This window comes from Pseudomonadota bacterium (genome assembly GCA_030859565.1).
Lineage (GTDB): Bacteria > Pseudomonadota > Gammaproteobacteria > JACCXJ01 > JACCXJ01 > USCg-Taylor.
In genome coordinates this window covers 12,560-27,940 of record JALZJW010000018.1, presented here as the reverse complement: position 1 = coordinate 27,940, position 15,381 = coordinate 12,560, and the positions used below count along the sequence as shown (strand labels likewise).

At 59.7% G+C, this 15,381-nt stretch carries 14 protein-coding genes; 9 read left to right on the top strand and 5 right to left on the bottom strand.

What is annotated here, in order from left to right; translation table 11 throughout:
* Positions 1 to 615 precede the first annotated feature (615 nt).
* On the bottom strand, positions 616 to 1,857 hold the full coding sequence (locus M3436_04475; protein MDQ3563416.1) for a succinylglutamate desuccinylase/aspartoacylase family protein: 1,242 nt from the start codon (positions 1,855 to 1,857) through the stop codon (positions 616 to 618).
* 403 nt (positions 1,858 to 2,260) lie between these two features.
* Here M3436_04475 and M3436_04470 point away from each other — a divergent pair, with 403 nt between their 5' ends.
* From M3436_04470 to M3436_04455, 4 genes are read left to right on the top strand one after another with little or no spacing between them, the layout of a single operon-like run.
* On the top strand, positions 2,261 to 3,289 hold the full coding sequence (locus tag M3436_04470; protein ID MDQ3563415.1) for a sterol desaturase family protein: 1,029 nt from the start codon (positions 2,261 to 2,263) through the stop codon (positions 3,287 to 3,289).
* Positions 3,286 to 4,260 carry a glycosyltransferase family 2 protein gene (locus M3436_04465; GenBank protein MDQ3563414.1) on the top strand — a complete coding sequence of 325 codons (975 nt, stop codon included), beginning with the start codon at positions 3,286 to 3,288 and terminating at the stop codon, positions 4,258 to 4,260. Before M3436_04470 ends, M3436_04465 begins: the two co-directional genes overlap by 4 nt.
* A 12-nt stretch (positions 4,261 to 4,272) precedes the next feature.
* The gene (locus M3436_04460; GenBank protein ID MDQ3563413.1) at positions 4,273 to 4,662 is read left to right on the top strand and encodes a GtrA family protein; all 390 of its coding nucleotides are present in this window, start codon (positions 4,273 to 4,275) and stop codon (positions 4,660 to 4,662) included.
* Positions 4,663 to 6,390, top strand: coding sequence for a hypothetical protein (locus M3436_04455; GenBank protein MDQ3563412.1), 1,728 nt, complete (start codon positions 4,663 to 4,665; stop codon positions 6,388 to 6,390).
* Positions 6,391 to 6,395: 5 nt separating this feature from the next.
* Here M3436_04455 and ccsA read toward each other — a convergent pair whose 3' ends face one another.
* Complete coding sequence (gene ccsA, locus M3436_04450; GenBank protein MDQ3563411.1) at positions 6,396 to 7,208, bottom strand: cytochrome c biogenesis protein CcsA; 813 nt, start codon at positions 7,206 to 7,208, stop codon at positions 6,396 to 6,398.
* A 124-nt stretch (positions 7,209 to 7,332) separates the two neighbouring features.
* Here ccsA and ffh point away from each other — a divergent pair, with 124 nt between their 5' ends.
* The 3 genes from ffh to M3436_04435 are packed head-to-tail and all read left to right on the top strand — an operon-like array spanning position 7,333 to position 10,272.
* Positions 7,333 to 8,685 (top strand): signal recognition particle protein, encoded by a 1,353-nt coding sequence (ffh, locus tag M3436_04445; GenBank protein MDQ3563410.1) that lies wholly within the window; start codon positions 7,333 to 7,335, stop codon positions 8,683 to 8,685.
* 10 nt (positions 8,686 to 8,695) lie between these two features.
* Complete coding sequence (locus M3436_04440) at positions 8,696 to 9,460, top strand: ABC transporter ATP-binding protein (protein MDQ3563409.1); 765 nt, start codon at positions 8,696 to 8,698, stop codon at positions 9,458 to 9,460.
* Positions 9,457 to 10,272: an ABC transporter permease gene (locus M3436_04435; GenBank protein MDQ3563408.1), complete on the top strand. Its 816-nt coding sequence runs from the start codon at positions 9,457 to 9,459 to the stop codon at positions 10,270 to 10,272. Before M3436_04440 ends, M3436_04435 begins: the two co-directional genes overlap by 4 nt.
* Before the next feature lie 8 nt (positions 10,273 to 10,280).
* Here the strand turns inward: M3436_04435 and M3436_04430 are convergent, their stop codons facing one another.
* Complete coding sequence (locus tag M3436_04430) at positions 10,281 to 10,808, bottom strand: disulfide bond formation protein B (protein MDQ3563407.1); 528 nt, start codon at positions 10,806 to 10,808, stop codon at positions 10,281 to 10,283.
* 65 nt (positions 10,809 to 10,873) lie between these two features.
* On the opposite strand from M3436_04430, the gene M3436_04425 reads away from it, so the two are divergent.
* Complete coding sequence (locus tag M3436_04425; GenBank protein ID MDQ3563406.1) at positions 10,874 to 12,088, top strand: glycosyltransferase family 4 protein; 1,215 nt, start codon at positions 10,874 to 10,876, stop codon at positions 12,086 to 12,088.
* 221 nt (positions 12,089 to 12,309) lie between these two features.
* Positions 12,310 to 13,293, top strand: a complete 984-nt coding sequence (glk, locus tag M3436_04420; protein MDQ3563405.1) for a glucokinase — start codon at positions 12,310 to 12,312, stop codon at positions 13,291 to 13,293.
* A 34-nt stretch (positions 13,294 to 13,327) separates the two neighbouring features.
* Here the strand turns inward: glk and M3436_04415 are convergent, their stop codons facing one another.
* Together M3436_04415 and M3436_04410 are read right to left on the bottom strand one after the other, a co-directional pair.
* Positions 13,328 to 13,615: a hypothetical protein gene (locus tag M3436_04415; GenBank protein MDQ3563404.1), complete on the bottom strand. Its 288-nt coding sequence runs from the start codon at positions 13,613 to 13,615 to the stop codon at positions 13,328 to 13,330.
* A gap of 325 nt (positions 13,616 to 13,940) precedes the next feature.
* The gene (locus M3436_04410; GenBank protein MDQ3563403.1) at positions 13,941 to 15,314 is read right to left on the bottom strand and encodes a peptide MFS transporter; all 1,374 of its coding nucleotides are present in this window, start codon (positions 15,312 to 15,314) and stop codon (positions 13,941 to 13,943) included.
* Between the last annotated feature and the right edge of the window lie 67 nt (positions 15,315 to 15,381).

The window sequence follows — 15,381 nt, the reverse complement described above, 5'->3', positions numbered from 1 at the left end:
GTGTGCCAATGGATTTAGCGCACGCCGATGTTCCCTATCGACGCTAAACGCGGGAAGATTAGGCTGCGGGTAGTCATGACGCTCGCTAGAATAAGCGACAGGAACGGAGAGTTCTGCGAAAAATTACCACCTGGTTTGTAACTTATGCACGATTCACGGGCGGCACCGCTTCGCCGCCGCAAGCCCGGCCGGGCCGCCCATCGGATCGCGGCGTCAGGGGGAGGATCGAAATTACACGCTGTGCGTGCCGGCCTGCGTAGGCCACGCGGGCAGGCGCCGAACCAGGGTATCCTGAGGGCAGGGTCTTTCTGCGGGATAAGATGCTTGATGGCATCACGAAGGGGAATGGGCGGGGCGATCCCGTTTCCTTGCCCATAATTTACGCCGACCTTCCGTAGCATCTCCACGGTGGTCTGTGATTCCACGGATTCCGCGACAAGCTCAAGCCCCATGACATGGTCAATACGGCATATCGGGCATCCGGTACAGACCTCGATATCACGCACTACCACACGTTGGTTCGGAATTTGTCTTAATCTCTTGCCTCAGCTTGCGAACAGGTCAGAAACATCAACGGCGATATGCCCGCGTATCGGGTTCATCGCGTGCCGGGGGCTAGTAGCGCTGCCGTTCCTTGCGTCCACCGGCAGCCAGCGGATTTTTTACCGGCTTCTGCGTTTGCATCCCGATCCGAAACAACCTATTGCCCGGCATGACGACCTGATTGATGGCCATGCCCAGCACGCGTCCATCATGGGAAGACAAGATCTCATTACGCTCCTCGCTGATGGGGTCGGTCACGATGCCCAATAGCTGCCCGGCGCGTACGGCCTCCCCCAGGCTGACGCGCGACAAGAATAAACCGCCGTCGTTGGCGCGAACCCATTTCGAACGATGGAAGAATAAAGGGGCTTCGGCGGCCGGCTTTTTCTCAGCGACCATCTCCAACGCGGCCATCAGGGATTGAATCCCCCTGTACCCTTGCTCCACTTTGACGGGCTGGATCCGGTGCGATTCGCCGAGTTCCAGTGTCACGGCAGGCACGCCTGCGGCATCAGCAGCGCGGCGCAATGTCCCACGGACCCCCTTGCTCTGTAAGACGGCGATCGGGCCAAAGCCTTGTGTCAGTCGTTTAACCGCGGGCTTAAGCGCGTTGGCGCGCAACTGTGTCAGGTTCGGACGCTGCAACGATCCGGTGTGAATGTCGACTAGCGCGTCGCATTGCATCACGATCCCGTGGAAGAACGAGTAAGCTATCCTGGCGGCCGCGCTGCCCTGCGGATGGCCCGGAAAGTATCGGTTCAGGTCACGCCTATCCGACAGATAACGGGATTTTCGGCGAAACCCTTGCAGGTTCACGATCGGCACCGCGATGACATTGCCGCTCAATTTGTCCGGTTCGAGCGAGTGTATGATTCGCTGCACGATCTGGATACCGTTGATCTCATTACCGTGGACAGCAGCGGTCAGACACAGCGTCGGCCCGGGCGTGACGCCCCTTACTACGACGACGGGCGTCGCCTCGGTGATGCCGGAGAAAGGCGCCCAGAAAAGCCGTTCAATCGAGCCAGGCTTGACGTTCTGTCCCAATAACTGGAATGGCTTCCTCGGGTTGGCGGCACCGCTCGGTACGGCGTGCCTTCTTTCAGTTTTGATGCTCTTGCCTTCAGCCAGAAAAGCTGCCTCCTCTGATTCGATCGTAAGGTCGCTCGGCTGAGGAACCGCAGTTCGCGGGTAAAGAACGGTGAGCGACAACATGACCAGCGCGACCCGGCGAGCAGTCGCCCGCGCATACTGGCGTCGATTCAGCGATAATGGAACCGGCGAGACGACATTCATGGACATATATTCTTTCACCGTGACTTCTTTGCATTTGGCAAAGAAGTTTCGTCTGGCATTGGGTTCGGCCAGAGGCCGCGCTGGAAAAATAAACGCCCTTTTTTTGTCAAGATGCAGAGTAGTGCGAGGCTAGTAAGTTGTCAAACATGCGAGGCCTCGGCCTAGAATCGGGCGAATTTTCGGGTCGGCAACGGTGAGGCGGGGAAGCTGGCCGCTCCCGATCCCGAGAACTTCTTGTGCCTTCGGTGTCTTAAGGGAAGCCACCCCGAAGGCGGGGAGTGCAACAACAATAACTTATTCCTGCATAATAGGAAATTGAAGGGCGGGGGCCGATGGCGGGTTGAATAACGCCAACGCGTGGCGCATCTATGCGGCACGCTCGCAGGCCCAATCGGTAACGACATGAGGGATTTCTGAAATAATGATCCACAGCCTGTTGGACTATTGCGAGCGGTTTGCCGGGTGGATCCTGGATGAAAGCTTGGACATCGTACGGTCTCTCTTCAATCCCGGTAACCGCCTGTATTGGGTGTTTCTGCTCTCGGCGCTGCTGTTAGCCGCCATCGCCTATAAGCGTTATTACCAGCGGGATGGCGCGCTCCGTCTCGCGGAGTTTATCAAGTTTGTTTTCCCGAAGCGGATCTATACGCATCCGTCCGCGATCGTCGATTACAAGATATTCATTAGCTACCGCTTCATCGGTCCTGTGACCTTCGGGCCCGTCGCCGAGATGTTCAGCGCCGCCCTCGTCGCGAGTTACGTCATCGGCGTGCTCGCTTCCGCGTTCGCGACGACCTGGCAAGGTTTTCCGATCGGCGGCGGGGTCATCCTCGCATTTACCATCGTCTACGCCCTGGTAAGCGATCTCGTCTCGTATATCAACCACCGGCTGCATCACCAAGTGGATTTACTCTGGCCGATCCATCGAGTGCACCATTCCGCGGAAGTGCTGACCCCGTTTACCTATTTTCGCAAGCACCCGTTCTATAACATCGTCAAGTTATTCATCAGGGCGCCGGTGCTGGGCGTATTTCAAGGGATCACCATCTTTCTGTTTCTGGGCGAGATCGAGGCGCTGACGATCCTCGGCATCAACGCCATCTCCGCGCTGTTCCGGATCTTCGGCGCGAACTTGCGCCATTCCCATATTTGGTTTTCTTTCGGCCCCGTGCTCAACCATATTTTCATCAGCCCCGCGCATCATCAAATCCATCACAGCGCTCGGCCCGAGCACTGGAATCGGAATTATGGGGAAGTGTTCGCGATCTGGGACTGGATGTTCGGCACCCTGGTCCTGCCGAGCGAAGACATCCGCAAGCATCTCATCTTCGGTGTCGGCATCGGAGCGCCGCAATACCACCCAACGCTCGCAAAAGTTTATCTCGAGCCCTTGGCGAGCATGGTCGAAATACTTACCCGCCGTTTCCGGTCCACGCGTTTAGCGCCTTGACGCCGCCGGCAGTAGAGGTTGGGGCCGGTGCTCAGGCGCGGCCCGCGCTTTCGGTCGTGGTCCCCATGTGCAACGAGGAAGGCAGCGTCGATCCATTGGTGCGGGAGCTCGTTGCCGTGCTGGAGGGGATCGGCGCGACCTATGAAATTGTCCTCGTCGATGATGGCAGCCGCGACGCGACCTGGAAGCGGATTGCTAGGCTTGCCGCCGAAAGCCCTGCCGTAATAGGCGTGTCGCTATCGCGGAATTTTGGTCACCAGCGCGCCCTCCTGGCGGGACTCCAGCTTGCTCGCGGCCAGGCCGTGGTCAGCATGGACGGCGATCTACAACATCCCCCAGAGCTTATCCCTTCGCTCTATGAAGCTTGGCGGCAGGGTTACAAGGTGGTGAACACCCAACGGCACGATGAAGAGGTGGCCGGTCGCTTCAAGCGATTCACCTCAAGGTACTTCTACAAGTTGTTCTCGATCCTCGCCGAGGTGCCGATGGCCGAAGGCAACTCCGACTTCCGGCTTCTCGACCGCACCGCGGTCGATGCCTTGGTGAATCTCAAAGCCGCGGAGCTTTTCTTGCGGGGTGCGGTCCAGTGGCTGGGTTTTCCTGCGACGGTAGTGCCCTTCCAGCCCGAGCGGCGTTTACACGGGTCGAGCAAATACACGCTGCGAAAGATGCTCAGCTTCGCCGGCGACGCCATCATATCGTTTTCGACCAAGCCGCTGCGCATCGGGATTTGGCTCGGGATCGCCACCAGTCTCCTGGCCTTTATCGAGATTACTTACGTGCTGGCGCGGTACTTCCGAGGGGAGACGGTTTCGGGCTGGGCCTCCACCGTGGGGATCCTGTCGTTCTTGTTCGGGGTGCTGTTTATCATCCTCGGCATCATCGGCAGTTATCTTGCCTGGATCCACCAAAGCTTGCAGAACCGCCCGACCGTGATCATCCGCGACAGCGTCAATCTGCCACCGACCTGAATCGAGGACTTCATGGGAGTGCGTCTCTGGAACTCACCGGCCGCGCGTTTTATCACCGTTGGCATCACGAACACGGCACTCAGCTACGCCGTCTTCGTTCTCGCCCTGTCGTTATTGGACGGTTATTCCTACCGCGCCGGGGTGGCGCAGATGGCGAGTTATGCGCTTGGATCAGCGTGGAGCTTCTATTGGAACCGCGGCTGGACCTTCGGAGCCGAAGGCCGAGTCCTGCGACAGGCGCTACGCTTCACGTTCGTGCAAGGCCTGTTGCTCATGGCGAGCAGTGTGCTGATGAGCGTTACCGTGGACATGTGGAGCTGGCCGGCAACCCCCACGTGGATCACCGTGATGGCCCTCATCACTGTCCTGAATTATTTATCGCTGAAGTACTGGGTATTCTAAATGGCAGGGCGTGAAGGCGCTGCGTTTCAGCATGCGCTGGTTCTACTGCTCGCGGTGGCGGTGGGGTTGAGCTTTGGTTTGTGCTATGGGCTAGCGAACCACAATACCTATCTTCTGTACCCGCTCCGGGAGCTCGATCCGGAGTTCCTGCGCTATGACTGGCTCGCCGCGCAGACCACGGCGTATCATCGAAATTTCGCACTGTTGATCGAGCTTTTGGCATCCTTGGGTCCGGCGCCCTGGACGGTCGCCGGCGCGAATGTGGCGCTGGTAGCCGCGCTGATGTTGACGATTTATGGCTTCTTGAATCGCCATTATCGGCGCGATGCTCTAGTCGCGATCCTGCTCCTCATGTGCTTTGTGCTCTTGGAGAAGACCCGCAGCGTAGCCAGCAGCCACATCCTGACCTCGATTCTCGAACCCTCCTCGGTCGCGGCCTCCGCGGTCGTGATCGGGATCCTATTGCTGCTCGCGGAACGCTACCTCTGGTCCGGCGTGCTGGTGGCAATAGGCGGCTTTTTTCATACTAATTTTTTGCTGCTCGACTTCGTTTTCTTCGGTCTTGTTCATCTCGCCCTCGGGCGCGAGGACATCGCGCGCCGCCTGTGTCAACAGTTGGGGCCGAGCGTCGCCGTCTTGCTCTTCGAGTTTCCCATGCTCTATGCCATGGCGACCGATCCCCTGGGGGGGGAGGCGCGCAATATCTTTCAGTTCATACGCTCGCCGCATCACTATGTCCCGCAGAAATATCTCGCGGACTTTATTCCCTTCGCGGGATGGCATTTGTTGGCCATGAGTTGTCTCGACCTGAAATCCTCCGAAGCGCGGATCTCCTCCCGCCTGGCTAAGGTCTATGCGGTGTTTCTTGGCCTCGTCATGACCGCCACGGTGCTGACCACGCTGCTCTATGTCCCCTTTGTTTCACAGTTGTTTTTCTGGCGCATGGCACCGTTTTCGGTCTTGCTGGCCCAGCTCGTAATCATCACTCAGATCGCGCCGTATTTCAGCGCGAGCGCGGAACGCGAGACCGCCAAAGGTTTTAACTGGCAGTGGGTCTTAGCGGCCGCCGGCGGCGGGCTCATTCTCATCCACCATGGCTCGAAGGTACAGCCAACCGAGGTCGGTCTCCTGCAGGTCAATGCTCTCTATGTCGTCATCGCTGTTCTTACCTTGTTTGCTTATGTGTTGCTTATGCACGCTAAGACCCGGCGCTATCTCACAATGATTCCGTCGGCGATGGTGCCGCTTGGGCTGGTGGTTGTGGAACTTGCCTTCTCGGCGGCCCCCGCCTACAAAGCGTCCAATGTCCTGCGCGGCCTCTCGGCGCCCAAGCAGGAGCTGTTTCAGTGGGCGCAATCTACCGCCCCGGAGGCACAATTTCTCATCCCACCGAGCTTAAAGACCTTTCGGCTGCATGCCGCCCGGGCGGTGGTCGTGGACTGGAAGTCCACCCCCATCAAGCCCACCGAGCTTGTAGAATGGTATCGCCGCCTGGGGCGTGTGAGCGGCGATCCCAAGGTGAGGAACCTGAATGAAGCCGAGGCCGGTTATCTACGCATGGATCAATCGCGTTTGGCTTCGCTGGCGAGGGAATTCGAGATCGACTACGCCGTGTTCGAGCAGCCCTTCGATGCGCGCCAACTGCAAGGCGAGGTCGTTTTTACCAATAAGCGCTATCTGGTGCTGAAACCGGGCGCAACGAGCGAAAATTCGGCGCACCAAGAGTGAAACCCTTACACCCGGTGCAGGATCAGCTCCAACACGACCTTGGTGCCGAAATAGGCCAGTAGGAGGGCTAGGAAACCCGCAAACATGTAGCGGAGGGCGGTCCTGCCGCGCCAGCCGAATCGATAACGCCCCCAGAGCAGCACCGCGAAGATACACCAGGCGGCAAATGAAAGCACGGTTTTATGAACCAGGTGCTGAGCGAAAATATCCTTCACAAACATGAGACCGCTTAAGAGTCCTAGGCTCAGCAGAAAGAAACCCGCGATGATGAATTGGAACATCAAGGATTCCGCGATTTGCAAGGGCGGCAAGAGTTGCATCGCGGCCAGGTAACGGGGCGTCCGCAGCAGCCGTTCTTCCACGGCAATCACGACCGCTTGCAGCGCCGCGATGGTCAGGAGACTGTACGCGGTCACGGACAGCACGACATGGATCCTCAGCCCGAGCGGCGCCGATGCCAGCAGCAAGCGTTCGTTCGGGAACAGCAGCTCCAACACGATCCCAAGGCCCGCGCTCGGCAGTAGCACCAAAGCGAGGTTCTCTACCGGCGCGACCCATGATGCCACGACGACGACACCCGCCACGACCCAGGCCACGAGCGAAACCGTATTGAAGATCCCCAGGTTCAAGCCCGAGCCGGTGAGGATCCCTTGGTACAACACCGCGGCATGCAAGGCGAGCGCGAGGAGCGCGAGGAGCGGTGCCGGACGCGTGGCGGCGGATCCGCCCCGTGCGCGCTCCACGATGCCGCGGGCGAATTGCATGGCGGCGGCAAGATAAAAGACGATGGCAAGGACTGCGAAAACGGCGATGTTCATAGCTGCAAAGCTCCGGCGCATGATGACACAAAGCGATTCGAGGTAGAAGGCGGGTTCTTCGCGGCCTGTTCAAGGGATTATGTTAGTATGATTCGGCTCCTAGCAAACCCGGGATCGCGCCGCCATGTTTGACAACCTCTCCCAACGCCTAACGCGCATTGTCAAAGAACTCCGCGGGCAAGGCCGTCTGACGGACGAGAATATCCAATCGACCTTGCGAGAGCTGCGCATGGCCTTGCTCGAGGCCGATGTAGCCTTGCCCGTGGTGCGTTGGTTTGTCGAGCATGTGCGGACGCGCGCGGTGGGCGAGGAGGTTGTCGCCAGCCTCACCCCCGGACAGGCATTCATTCGCGTCGTCCGCAACGAATTAACGGCATTGATGGGCGAACAATGCGAACGCCTCGACCTGAACCGGCCGCCGCCGGCTGTTGTGCTGATGGTCGGCTTGCAGGGGTCGGGCAAAACCACATCGGCCGCGAAATTGGCCCGCTACCTGAAGGAGCGCGAGAAAAAATCGGTGCTCGTGGCGAGCTGCGATGTGCATCGACCGGCGGCCATCGATCAACTGAGCGTGTTGGCAAGCGAAATCGGTGTCGAATGCTACCCGGCCGACCCGGCGCACGAGCCCGCGGCGATCGCCTCCGAAGCGCTCTCGCATGCGAAAAGGCGGTTTCACGATGTGCTCATCGTCGATACCGCGGGACGATTGCACATCGACGCGGAGATGATGGATGAGATCACGCGCCTCCACCGGGTACTGGATCCGGCCGAGACCTTGTTTGTCGTCGATAGCATGATGGGCCAAGATGCGGTCAATACGGCGCAGGCCTTCGATGCGGCCTTGCCCTTGACCGGGGTCATTCTTACCAAGACCGACGGCGATGCGCGTGGAGGGGCGGCGCTCTCGGTGCGCCATGTCACGGGTAAGCCGGTTAAATTCGTCGGCGCCGGCGAGAAGAGCACGGCCCTCGAGCCATTTTATCCGGATCGCGTGGCCGCGCGCATCCTGGGAATGGGCGATGTGCTCGGGGTTATCGAAGAGGTGGAACGGAAGATCGATCGTGAGCAGGCCATGGACATGGCCGAGAAACTGCACAAAGGCCAGGGATTCGATCTCCGGGATTTTCGCGATCAGATCCGGCAGATGCGGGGGATGGGCGGCTTGGGGAGCTTGATGAGCCGCTTACCGGGACTGTCGGATGTCCCCCAACACATGATGGACCAAGTCAATGACAAAGAGCTGGGTAAGACCGAGGCCATCATCAATTCGATGACACCCAAGGAACGCCGCTATCCCGACAACATCAAGGCCTCGCATAAACGCCGGATCGCCGCCGGGTCCGGCACCCAGATCCAGGATGTGAACCGCCTGTTGAAGCAATTTACCCAGATGCAACGCGCGATGAAGCAGGTCTCAAAAAAAGGCGGGCTGGGGAAGCTCATGCGCTCCATGTCCGGGCGCGTCCCGCCGGCATAGCCCGAGCCGCATGCCCGATCCGGTGGTAGCGGTCGAGGGCCTGTCGAAACGCTTTGGCGCCGTCGTGGCCGTGGAGAATATCAGCTTCAGCATCGAGCGTGGATCCATCTGTGCGCTACTCGGCGCGAACGGGGCGGGTAAGACAACGACGCTGGCCATGCTCCTCGGCTTGATCACCCCGACGGCGGGCGTGATCCGCGTCTTGGGGAGGGATCTGCGGAACGATCGTTATAGCGTATTGGCGCGCATGAACTTTTCCTCGCCTTACGTCGATCTACCGCAACGGCTGACCGTCGCTGAAAACCTCGATGTGTACGCACGTCTCTACGGGGTGCGTGATATCCAAGCGCGCGTCACGGAGCTTGGGCAGCACCTCGACATCGAGGGTTTGATGCGGCGTGAGTACCGGACGCTGTCGGCCGGCCAAAAGACCCGCGTGGTGCTGGCCAAGGCCCTGCTGAATAGACCCGAGTTGGTGTTACTCGATGAGCCCACGGCTTCCCTCGATCCGGACAGCGCCGATCGCATCCGTCAGTATTTAGTTCACTATCAGCGCAACAACGGCGCGACCATACTCTTGGCCTCGCACAACATGACGGAGGTCGAGCGGGTTTGCACCCAGGTCCTGATCATGCGATCGGGGGAGATCGTCGATCGCGGGAAGCCTATGCATCTGATCGCAAAATATGGCCGCAAGACGATGGAAGAGGTCTTCTTGCACATCGTCCGCAACGGGGATCCCGCGGACAGGCAGACACGGTACAGCGTGCGATGATCGCGGTTCCGGAGCAGGTCTTCTCGGCGCGCCGGATCGGGGCAATGATACTGCGTTACCTGTATCTTCTGCGCGGATCGTGGCCGCGGATCCTCGAACAAGCGTATTGGCCCACCGTGCAGATGATCATGTGGGGGCTGGTCACGGAATTTTTCGTCACCAATAGTTCCTGGGTGGCCCAGGCCGCCGGGGTCTTGATTGCGGCCGTGCTGCTCTGGGACGTGTTGTTTCGGGCGCAGCTCGGGGTTTCGGTCGTGTTCATGGAGGAGATGTTCGCGCGCAACCTCGGTCAGCTGTTCGCGAGTCCGTTGCGTCCTTACGAGCTGGTGCTGGCGTTGATCAGCATCAGCCTCGTGCGTACCTGTATCGGGGTGGGAACGGCGGCGCTGCTCGCGATCCCGCTCTATCAGTACTCCATTTTTGCGATGGGTATGCCGCTCATCGCGTTTTTCGCCAACTTGCTGATCTTCGGCTGGGCCATCGGACTTGTGATCTGCGCGCTCTTGCTGCGTTTCGGCTTGGGTGTGGAATCGCTCGCCTGGGCCTCGATTTTTGCCATCGCCCCGATCAGCGGGATCTATTACCCGATCGCCACCTTACCCGCCTGGCTGCAACCGGTGGCGTGGTGTTTGCCCAGCAGCCATGTGTTCGAGGGAATGCGGACGGTGATGTTCGAGCACCGCTTCGATGTCGATCGATTCGCCGCCGCGGCGGAATTGAATGTCCTTTATATCGTGTTGGCGGCGATTGTGTTCCTGCGGGTGTTCGAAGTCGCCCGCGCGCGCGGATTGCTTCTGCAAAGCGGTGAATAGGCACAAGCTTAGCCGCTTATCGCCGGGGGCCGCGCGATCTGAATAATGCAAAGCCCGAGCAGCACGATAAATAACCCGAGCGCCCACTCCGCGATCGAGAGACTCAAAAAGCTCCACCCGATCTCCGCGCATTCCCCGCTGCCGCGCAGGATCTTGGCGAGGGCTTCGAGCATGGGGTAGGTATCCATCAAATAGTCGAAGCCCGGACCGCATTGCGGTACCTGATCCGGCGGCAGGTGCTGTAGCCACACCTGCCGCCCGGCGACGCCGCCTCCAGCGAGCGCGGATAAGCCGATGAAGGCGCTGTAGACGCGGCTGCCGGTTCGGGCCGGACCGTGCACGGCGGCGAGGAGCCCCACGAGACCCGCGCCCGCGAAGAACAGCCGTTGAATCATGCACAAGGGACAAGGTTCGAGTCCTTGAACGATCTCGAGATAAATCCCAAACCCCAGCGACGCTCCGCAGAGCAGAAAGATGAGTAAAAATGCAACGCGGTTCGGGATCATGGCCGCCGAGCGGTATCGCCTGTTGGTCAAGCGCGTATTATACGCGGCGATGCTGTTGTGAAATACTTCGGCCGTCGAGGGACATGGCCGGTACGATGAAGGTCGTCTACCTACACCAATATTTCAATACGCCTGAGATGGCGGGGGGGACACGGTCCTACACGATGGCCGCGCGCTTGGTTCAGGCCGGCCATGAGGTCCATGTGGTGACGGCCTTTCGGGATCCCTCGGCTCGCCGAGGCGTGTGGCAAGCGCACGTGGATGGTATCCATATCCACTGGATCCCTGTCAGGTATTCCAATCACATGGGGTTCCGGCAGCGGATCAGGGCCTTTGCGGAGTTCGCCTTCAAAAGCGCCCGGGTCGCCGCCTCCATCCGGGGCGACCTGGTGTTCGCGACCAGCACCCCTTTGACCATCGCTCTTCCCGGGATCTACGCGGCGTGGAGGCTTCGGAGGCCTATGGTGTTCGAGGTTCGGGACTTGTGGCCGGAACTTCCGATGGCGGTTGGGGATCTGCGAAATCCCGTGCTAATTGTCCTTGCGAGGTGGCTCGAGCGCATGGCCTATCGTCACGCCGCGAGGGTTATCGCCTTATCTCCGGGCATGGCAGAGGGGGTTGTCAGGGCGGGATATCCCCGTAAACGCCTCGCGATCGTGCCTAACGGTTGCGACCGGGCGCGGTTTCAGAACGTGCGCGGCGGTATCCGCGATGTGTTTCCGGGGCTATGGCTCGCCGATTCGGACCGCCTGGTCCTCTACGGCGGGACGTGTGGCCGCATTAACGGCGTCTCGTATTTAGTGAGGGTTGCAGGCCACACGGCGGCCGTCGCACCCTATGTCAAGTTCTTGATCGTGGGCGATGGGGCAGAGCGCGGTCTCATTGAGGGCGAAGCCGAGCAATTGGGGTTGTTGAATAAGACGGTTTTCGTGTGTCCTCCCGTCGAAAAACACAGAATGCCCCTGGTTCTCGCCGGGTCGGACGTCGCGACGTCCTTATTCATCGACCTGCCCGAGATGTGGAACAACGCAGCAAACAAGTTTTTCGATGCGCTGGCCGCGGGTAAACCGGTCATGATAAATTACTCGGGCTGGCAGGCGGATCTCTTGCGGAGTTCCGGTGCCGGCATCGTGGTTCCGCCCGATGACCCCGCGAAGGCCGCTGCGATGTTGGTCGAGTTCCTGATGGACTCGGAAGCGGTCGGCAGGGCCGAGTTGGCTTCCCAGCGGCTCGCGGCGGAGGAGTTTGATATAGACAAGCTCGCCGCGCGATTTATTCAGGTCTTAGAGGATGCGGCTCGTACTGCATAGCCGCCACCTCGAAGCAACCCGCTGGGCGCTGGAACAGGAACATTCAACCTCAGTATTCTCTAATCCTAAAATGAACCTGAAAAGGTAATAGAGCCTGGGCCCTCTAGGGTGAAAAGAGTACTGGCCGTCCCGCGCCTTGCTAATCCGCGTGTACAGGGGAGCAACCGGCTTGTGCTTCCACGCGGCGGATCGCCCTTCGGCGTCATTCGCAACTTGAAAGTATGAACACAGCGCGCCCGTGGTTGCTGGCTGATATCGGTGGATCGCGGACCCGGATCGGCATCCTCAACGATCGCGACGAAATCACGGCGATCCGGGTCCTGTCGAATGACGCTCTGCCGGACCTGATCTCGGCGCTGCGTAGCTACCTGGAGGAGGAGGGGACACAGCCGTCTATTCGTGCCGGTGCGCTGGCGGTCGCCGCGCCCATCGTGGGGGATCGCGTGCGCATGGTCAATCGCGGTTGGTCCTTTTCTATCCAGGGGACCAAGGAGGCCCTCGGCTGGGAGCGCATTGAGGTGATCAATGACTTTACCGCCGTTGCCCATGCGTTGCCGCGGCTCGACGCTTTGCATCGACATCAGATCGGCGCGGGGGAACCGCAAGCGAACGCGCCGCTGGGCGTGATCGGGCCGGGCACCGGCCTCGGGGTGTCCGGGCTCATCCCCTACCGCTCGGGGTGGGTCCCGCTTGCAAGCGAAGGAGGGCATGTTACCTTGGCGCCGATGAACGACGCCGAAGCGGCTGTGCTCGGGCGTCTTCGGGCCCGCTTTGGGCACGTGTCCGCGGAGCGCGCGGTGTCTGGACCCGGGTTGGTGGAGATCTATCAAAGTCTGGCGGCGCTCGCCGGTGATGTGGCCTCGGATCGAACTCCGGCCGAGATCACGGCTAGATCCCTACTCGGAGAGGACCGCTATGCCGCGCAAGCCGTGGACATGTTCTTCTGCTTTCTCGGCACCGTGGCGGGCGATCTCGCCCTGACCTTGGCGGCTCGGGGTGGGATTTACTTGGCGGGCGGGATCTTGCCGCAAATCGCCGAAGCGCTGACGAGATCGCGTTTTCGCGAACGCTTTGTCGACAAAGGGCGGTATCGGCGTTACTTAGAGACCCTGCCGACCTATCTCCTCACCCATCCCTTTCCCGCCTTCCTCGGGCTGCGGGCGCTGGTTCGTTTCGGCGGGTTCGTGATCGATCGCGCTGATTAACAAATGGCCGCGTCTTAGCCGTGAGTGCAAGTTTTCAGTCATCCGCGGCGCCACGATCGCGGGCGTGCTCTTCCTTGACAATGGTGATCCGTTTATCAACGACGATGAATTCGCCATCGATGATCTCTGGGCCGCCGGATTTTTTTATGCGGCGTTTGATCCACCAAAAGCGCATTCCGACGATCGCCCCCAGCACCAAAAAAACACTAACAAAAAGCGCAAGAAAAAAACCCGCGAAGAGGATCGTGATTGCAAAGGCCGGGACTAGGAGCAGGGCGGCGAGCCATGGCTTGCCGTGGATTTTTTCATGCAAATTGTTCATGGCAATGTGAAGGTGGCGAAAAGCCAAGGTCGATCCGATAGCGGCTATCGATTCATGCGAAGCTCGCCGCAGCAGTATGCATTAAAGATCTGGTCAGCACCATAGGCGTTACACGCGGGCGGCGGGGCAGGGGAGTCGCTTGAAAAAAAAGGTGGCACATCCCTGTGCCAAAATGAGCCGCATGTCGCGGCGGGGGAGGAGGCAATCGCGTTACCCGCGATTAAGTGGATAACGAATTGGTTCGTAGAATACCGAATGATGCGCGTAAGAATCGCGGTAATTTGTCACAAAATTTCTGTAACAAATTCACGAAATGGGAGATGGTTTAGGCCGGCGGCACGGATGCGCTATGCTGGTCGCGGCCGTGCATGAGCCGATTAAGCCAGGGAGCGATCAGCCACAGAAGAATTCCGGCGGCACACGAAGTTGCAACCAGGATCAGGAAAAAGTCCGCTTGGCCGCCTAGGATCGTCACCACGCGGCCCTCGCGAAAGGCATCGAGCATGCCCGCGAAATAGCCGGCCGCGAGATTAGCTCCAAAGTTGGCCAAGAACCACACTCCCATCAACATTGAGGCATACTTGAGCGGTGCGATGCGAGTGACGAGGGCGAGGCCCACGGGGGAGAGGCACAGCTCGCCGCAGGTATGTAAGAGATAGGCCCCAGCCAACCACAGCGGGCTTACCGGCATACCGCGGTCGCTCTGCGCCGCGGCGAACACCAAGACCAGGAAACCGCTTCCGAGGAGGATCAATCCCGATGCCATTTTTACCGGAGTTCGCGGCTCCAAACCGGCGGATCCGAGGCGTAGCCACAGCATGGAAAAAAGGGGCGCGAGCAACAAAATGAAGGCGGGGTTGACCGCTTGAAACCAAGCCGCCGGAAATTGCTCCTCGGCCAGCAACCAGCGTAACCATCCCGGCGTGGTGCGATCGGTGCTTCGCTCGGCAAACACCGTCATGGAGGAACCGGCTTGCTCGAACGCCAGCCAAAAGAACATCACGAAGAAGGCCATCACCAGCATCGCCGCGATCCGCTCTTTTTCCTCGCGGTTTAACGGCAGATGTGCTTGAACATCCGGCGTGCGTGGCGCGTTCGCTATACCGATGTCTCCTAGAAACCGTTTTTTGCCGCCGAGATAAATCGCAAGCCCGGCCAGCATCCCGACCCCGGCCGCCCCGAAACCGTAGCCCCACCCGAAGCGGCTGCTGTGCGCCAGATAGCCGCAGATGAGCGGGCCGATGAGCGCTCCGAGATTGATCCCCATGTAGTAAATGGTAAAGCCGCTGTCGCGGCGGGGATCATGCAGCCCATAGAGCTGGCCGACCATCGTGGAAATATTGGATTTAAAAAACCCCGTGCCCAACACCAAGAGGGTCAAGCCGGAATAAAACGCCACGGTATTTTCGAGCGCGAGAGAGAAATGCCCGAGCGCGATCAAGATGCCGCCAGCGACGAGAGCGCGGTGGGTACCGAGGTAGCGGTCGGCGAGGTAGCCGCCGATGACCGGAGTGAGATACACGAGTCCCGTGTACCAACCGTACAATTGTCCCGCGCGCTCGACCGTCCAACCCAAGCCGCCGCGCCCGGTCTCCGTGACCAGAAACAGGATCAACAGCGCCCGCATCCCGTAATACGAATATCGCTCCCACATCTCCACTACGAACAAAAGCCGGAGACCACGCGGCTGACGCGGCATGCTTCGGGCCTGGGAGGCTTGCAGTGTATGATTTCCGCGCACCGATTGTGTAACCTCCGTCTTGGTC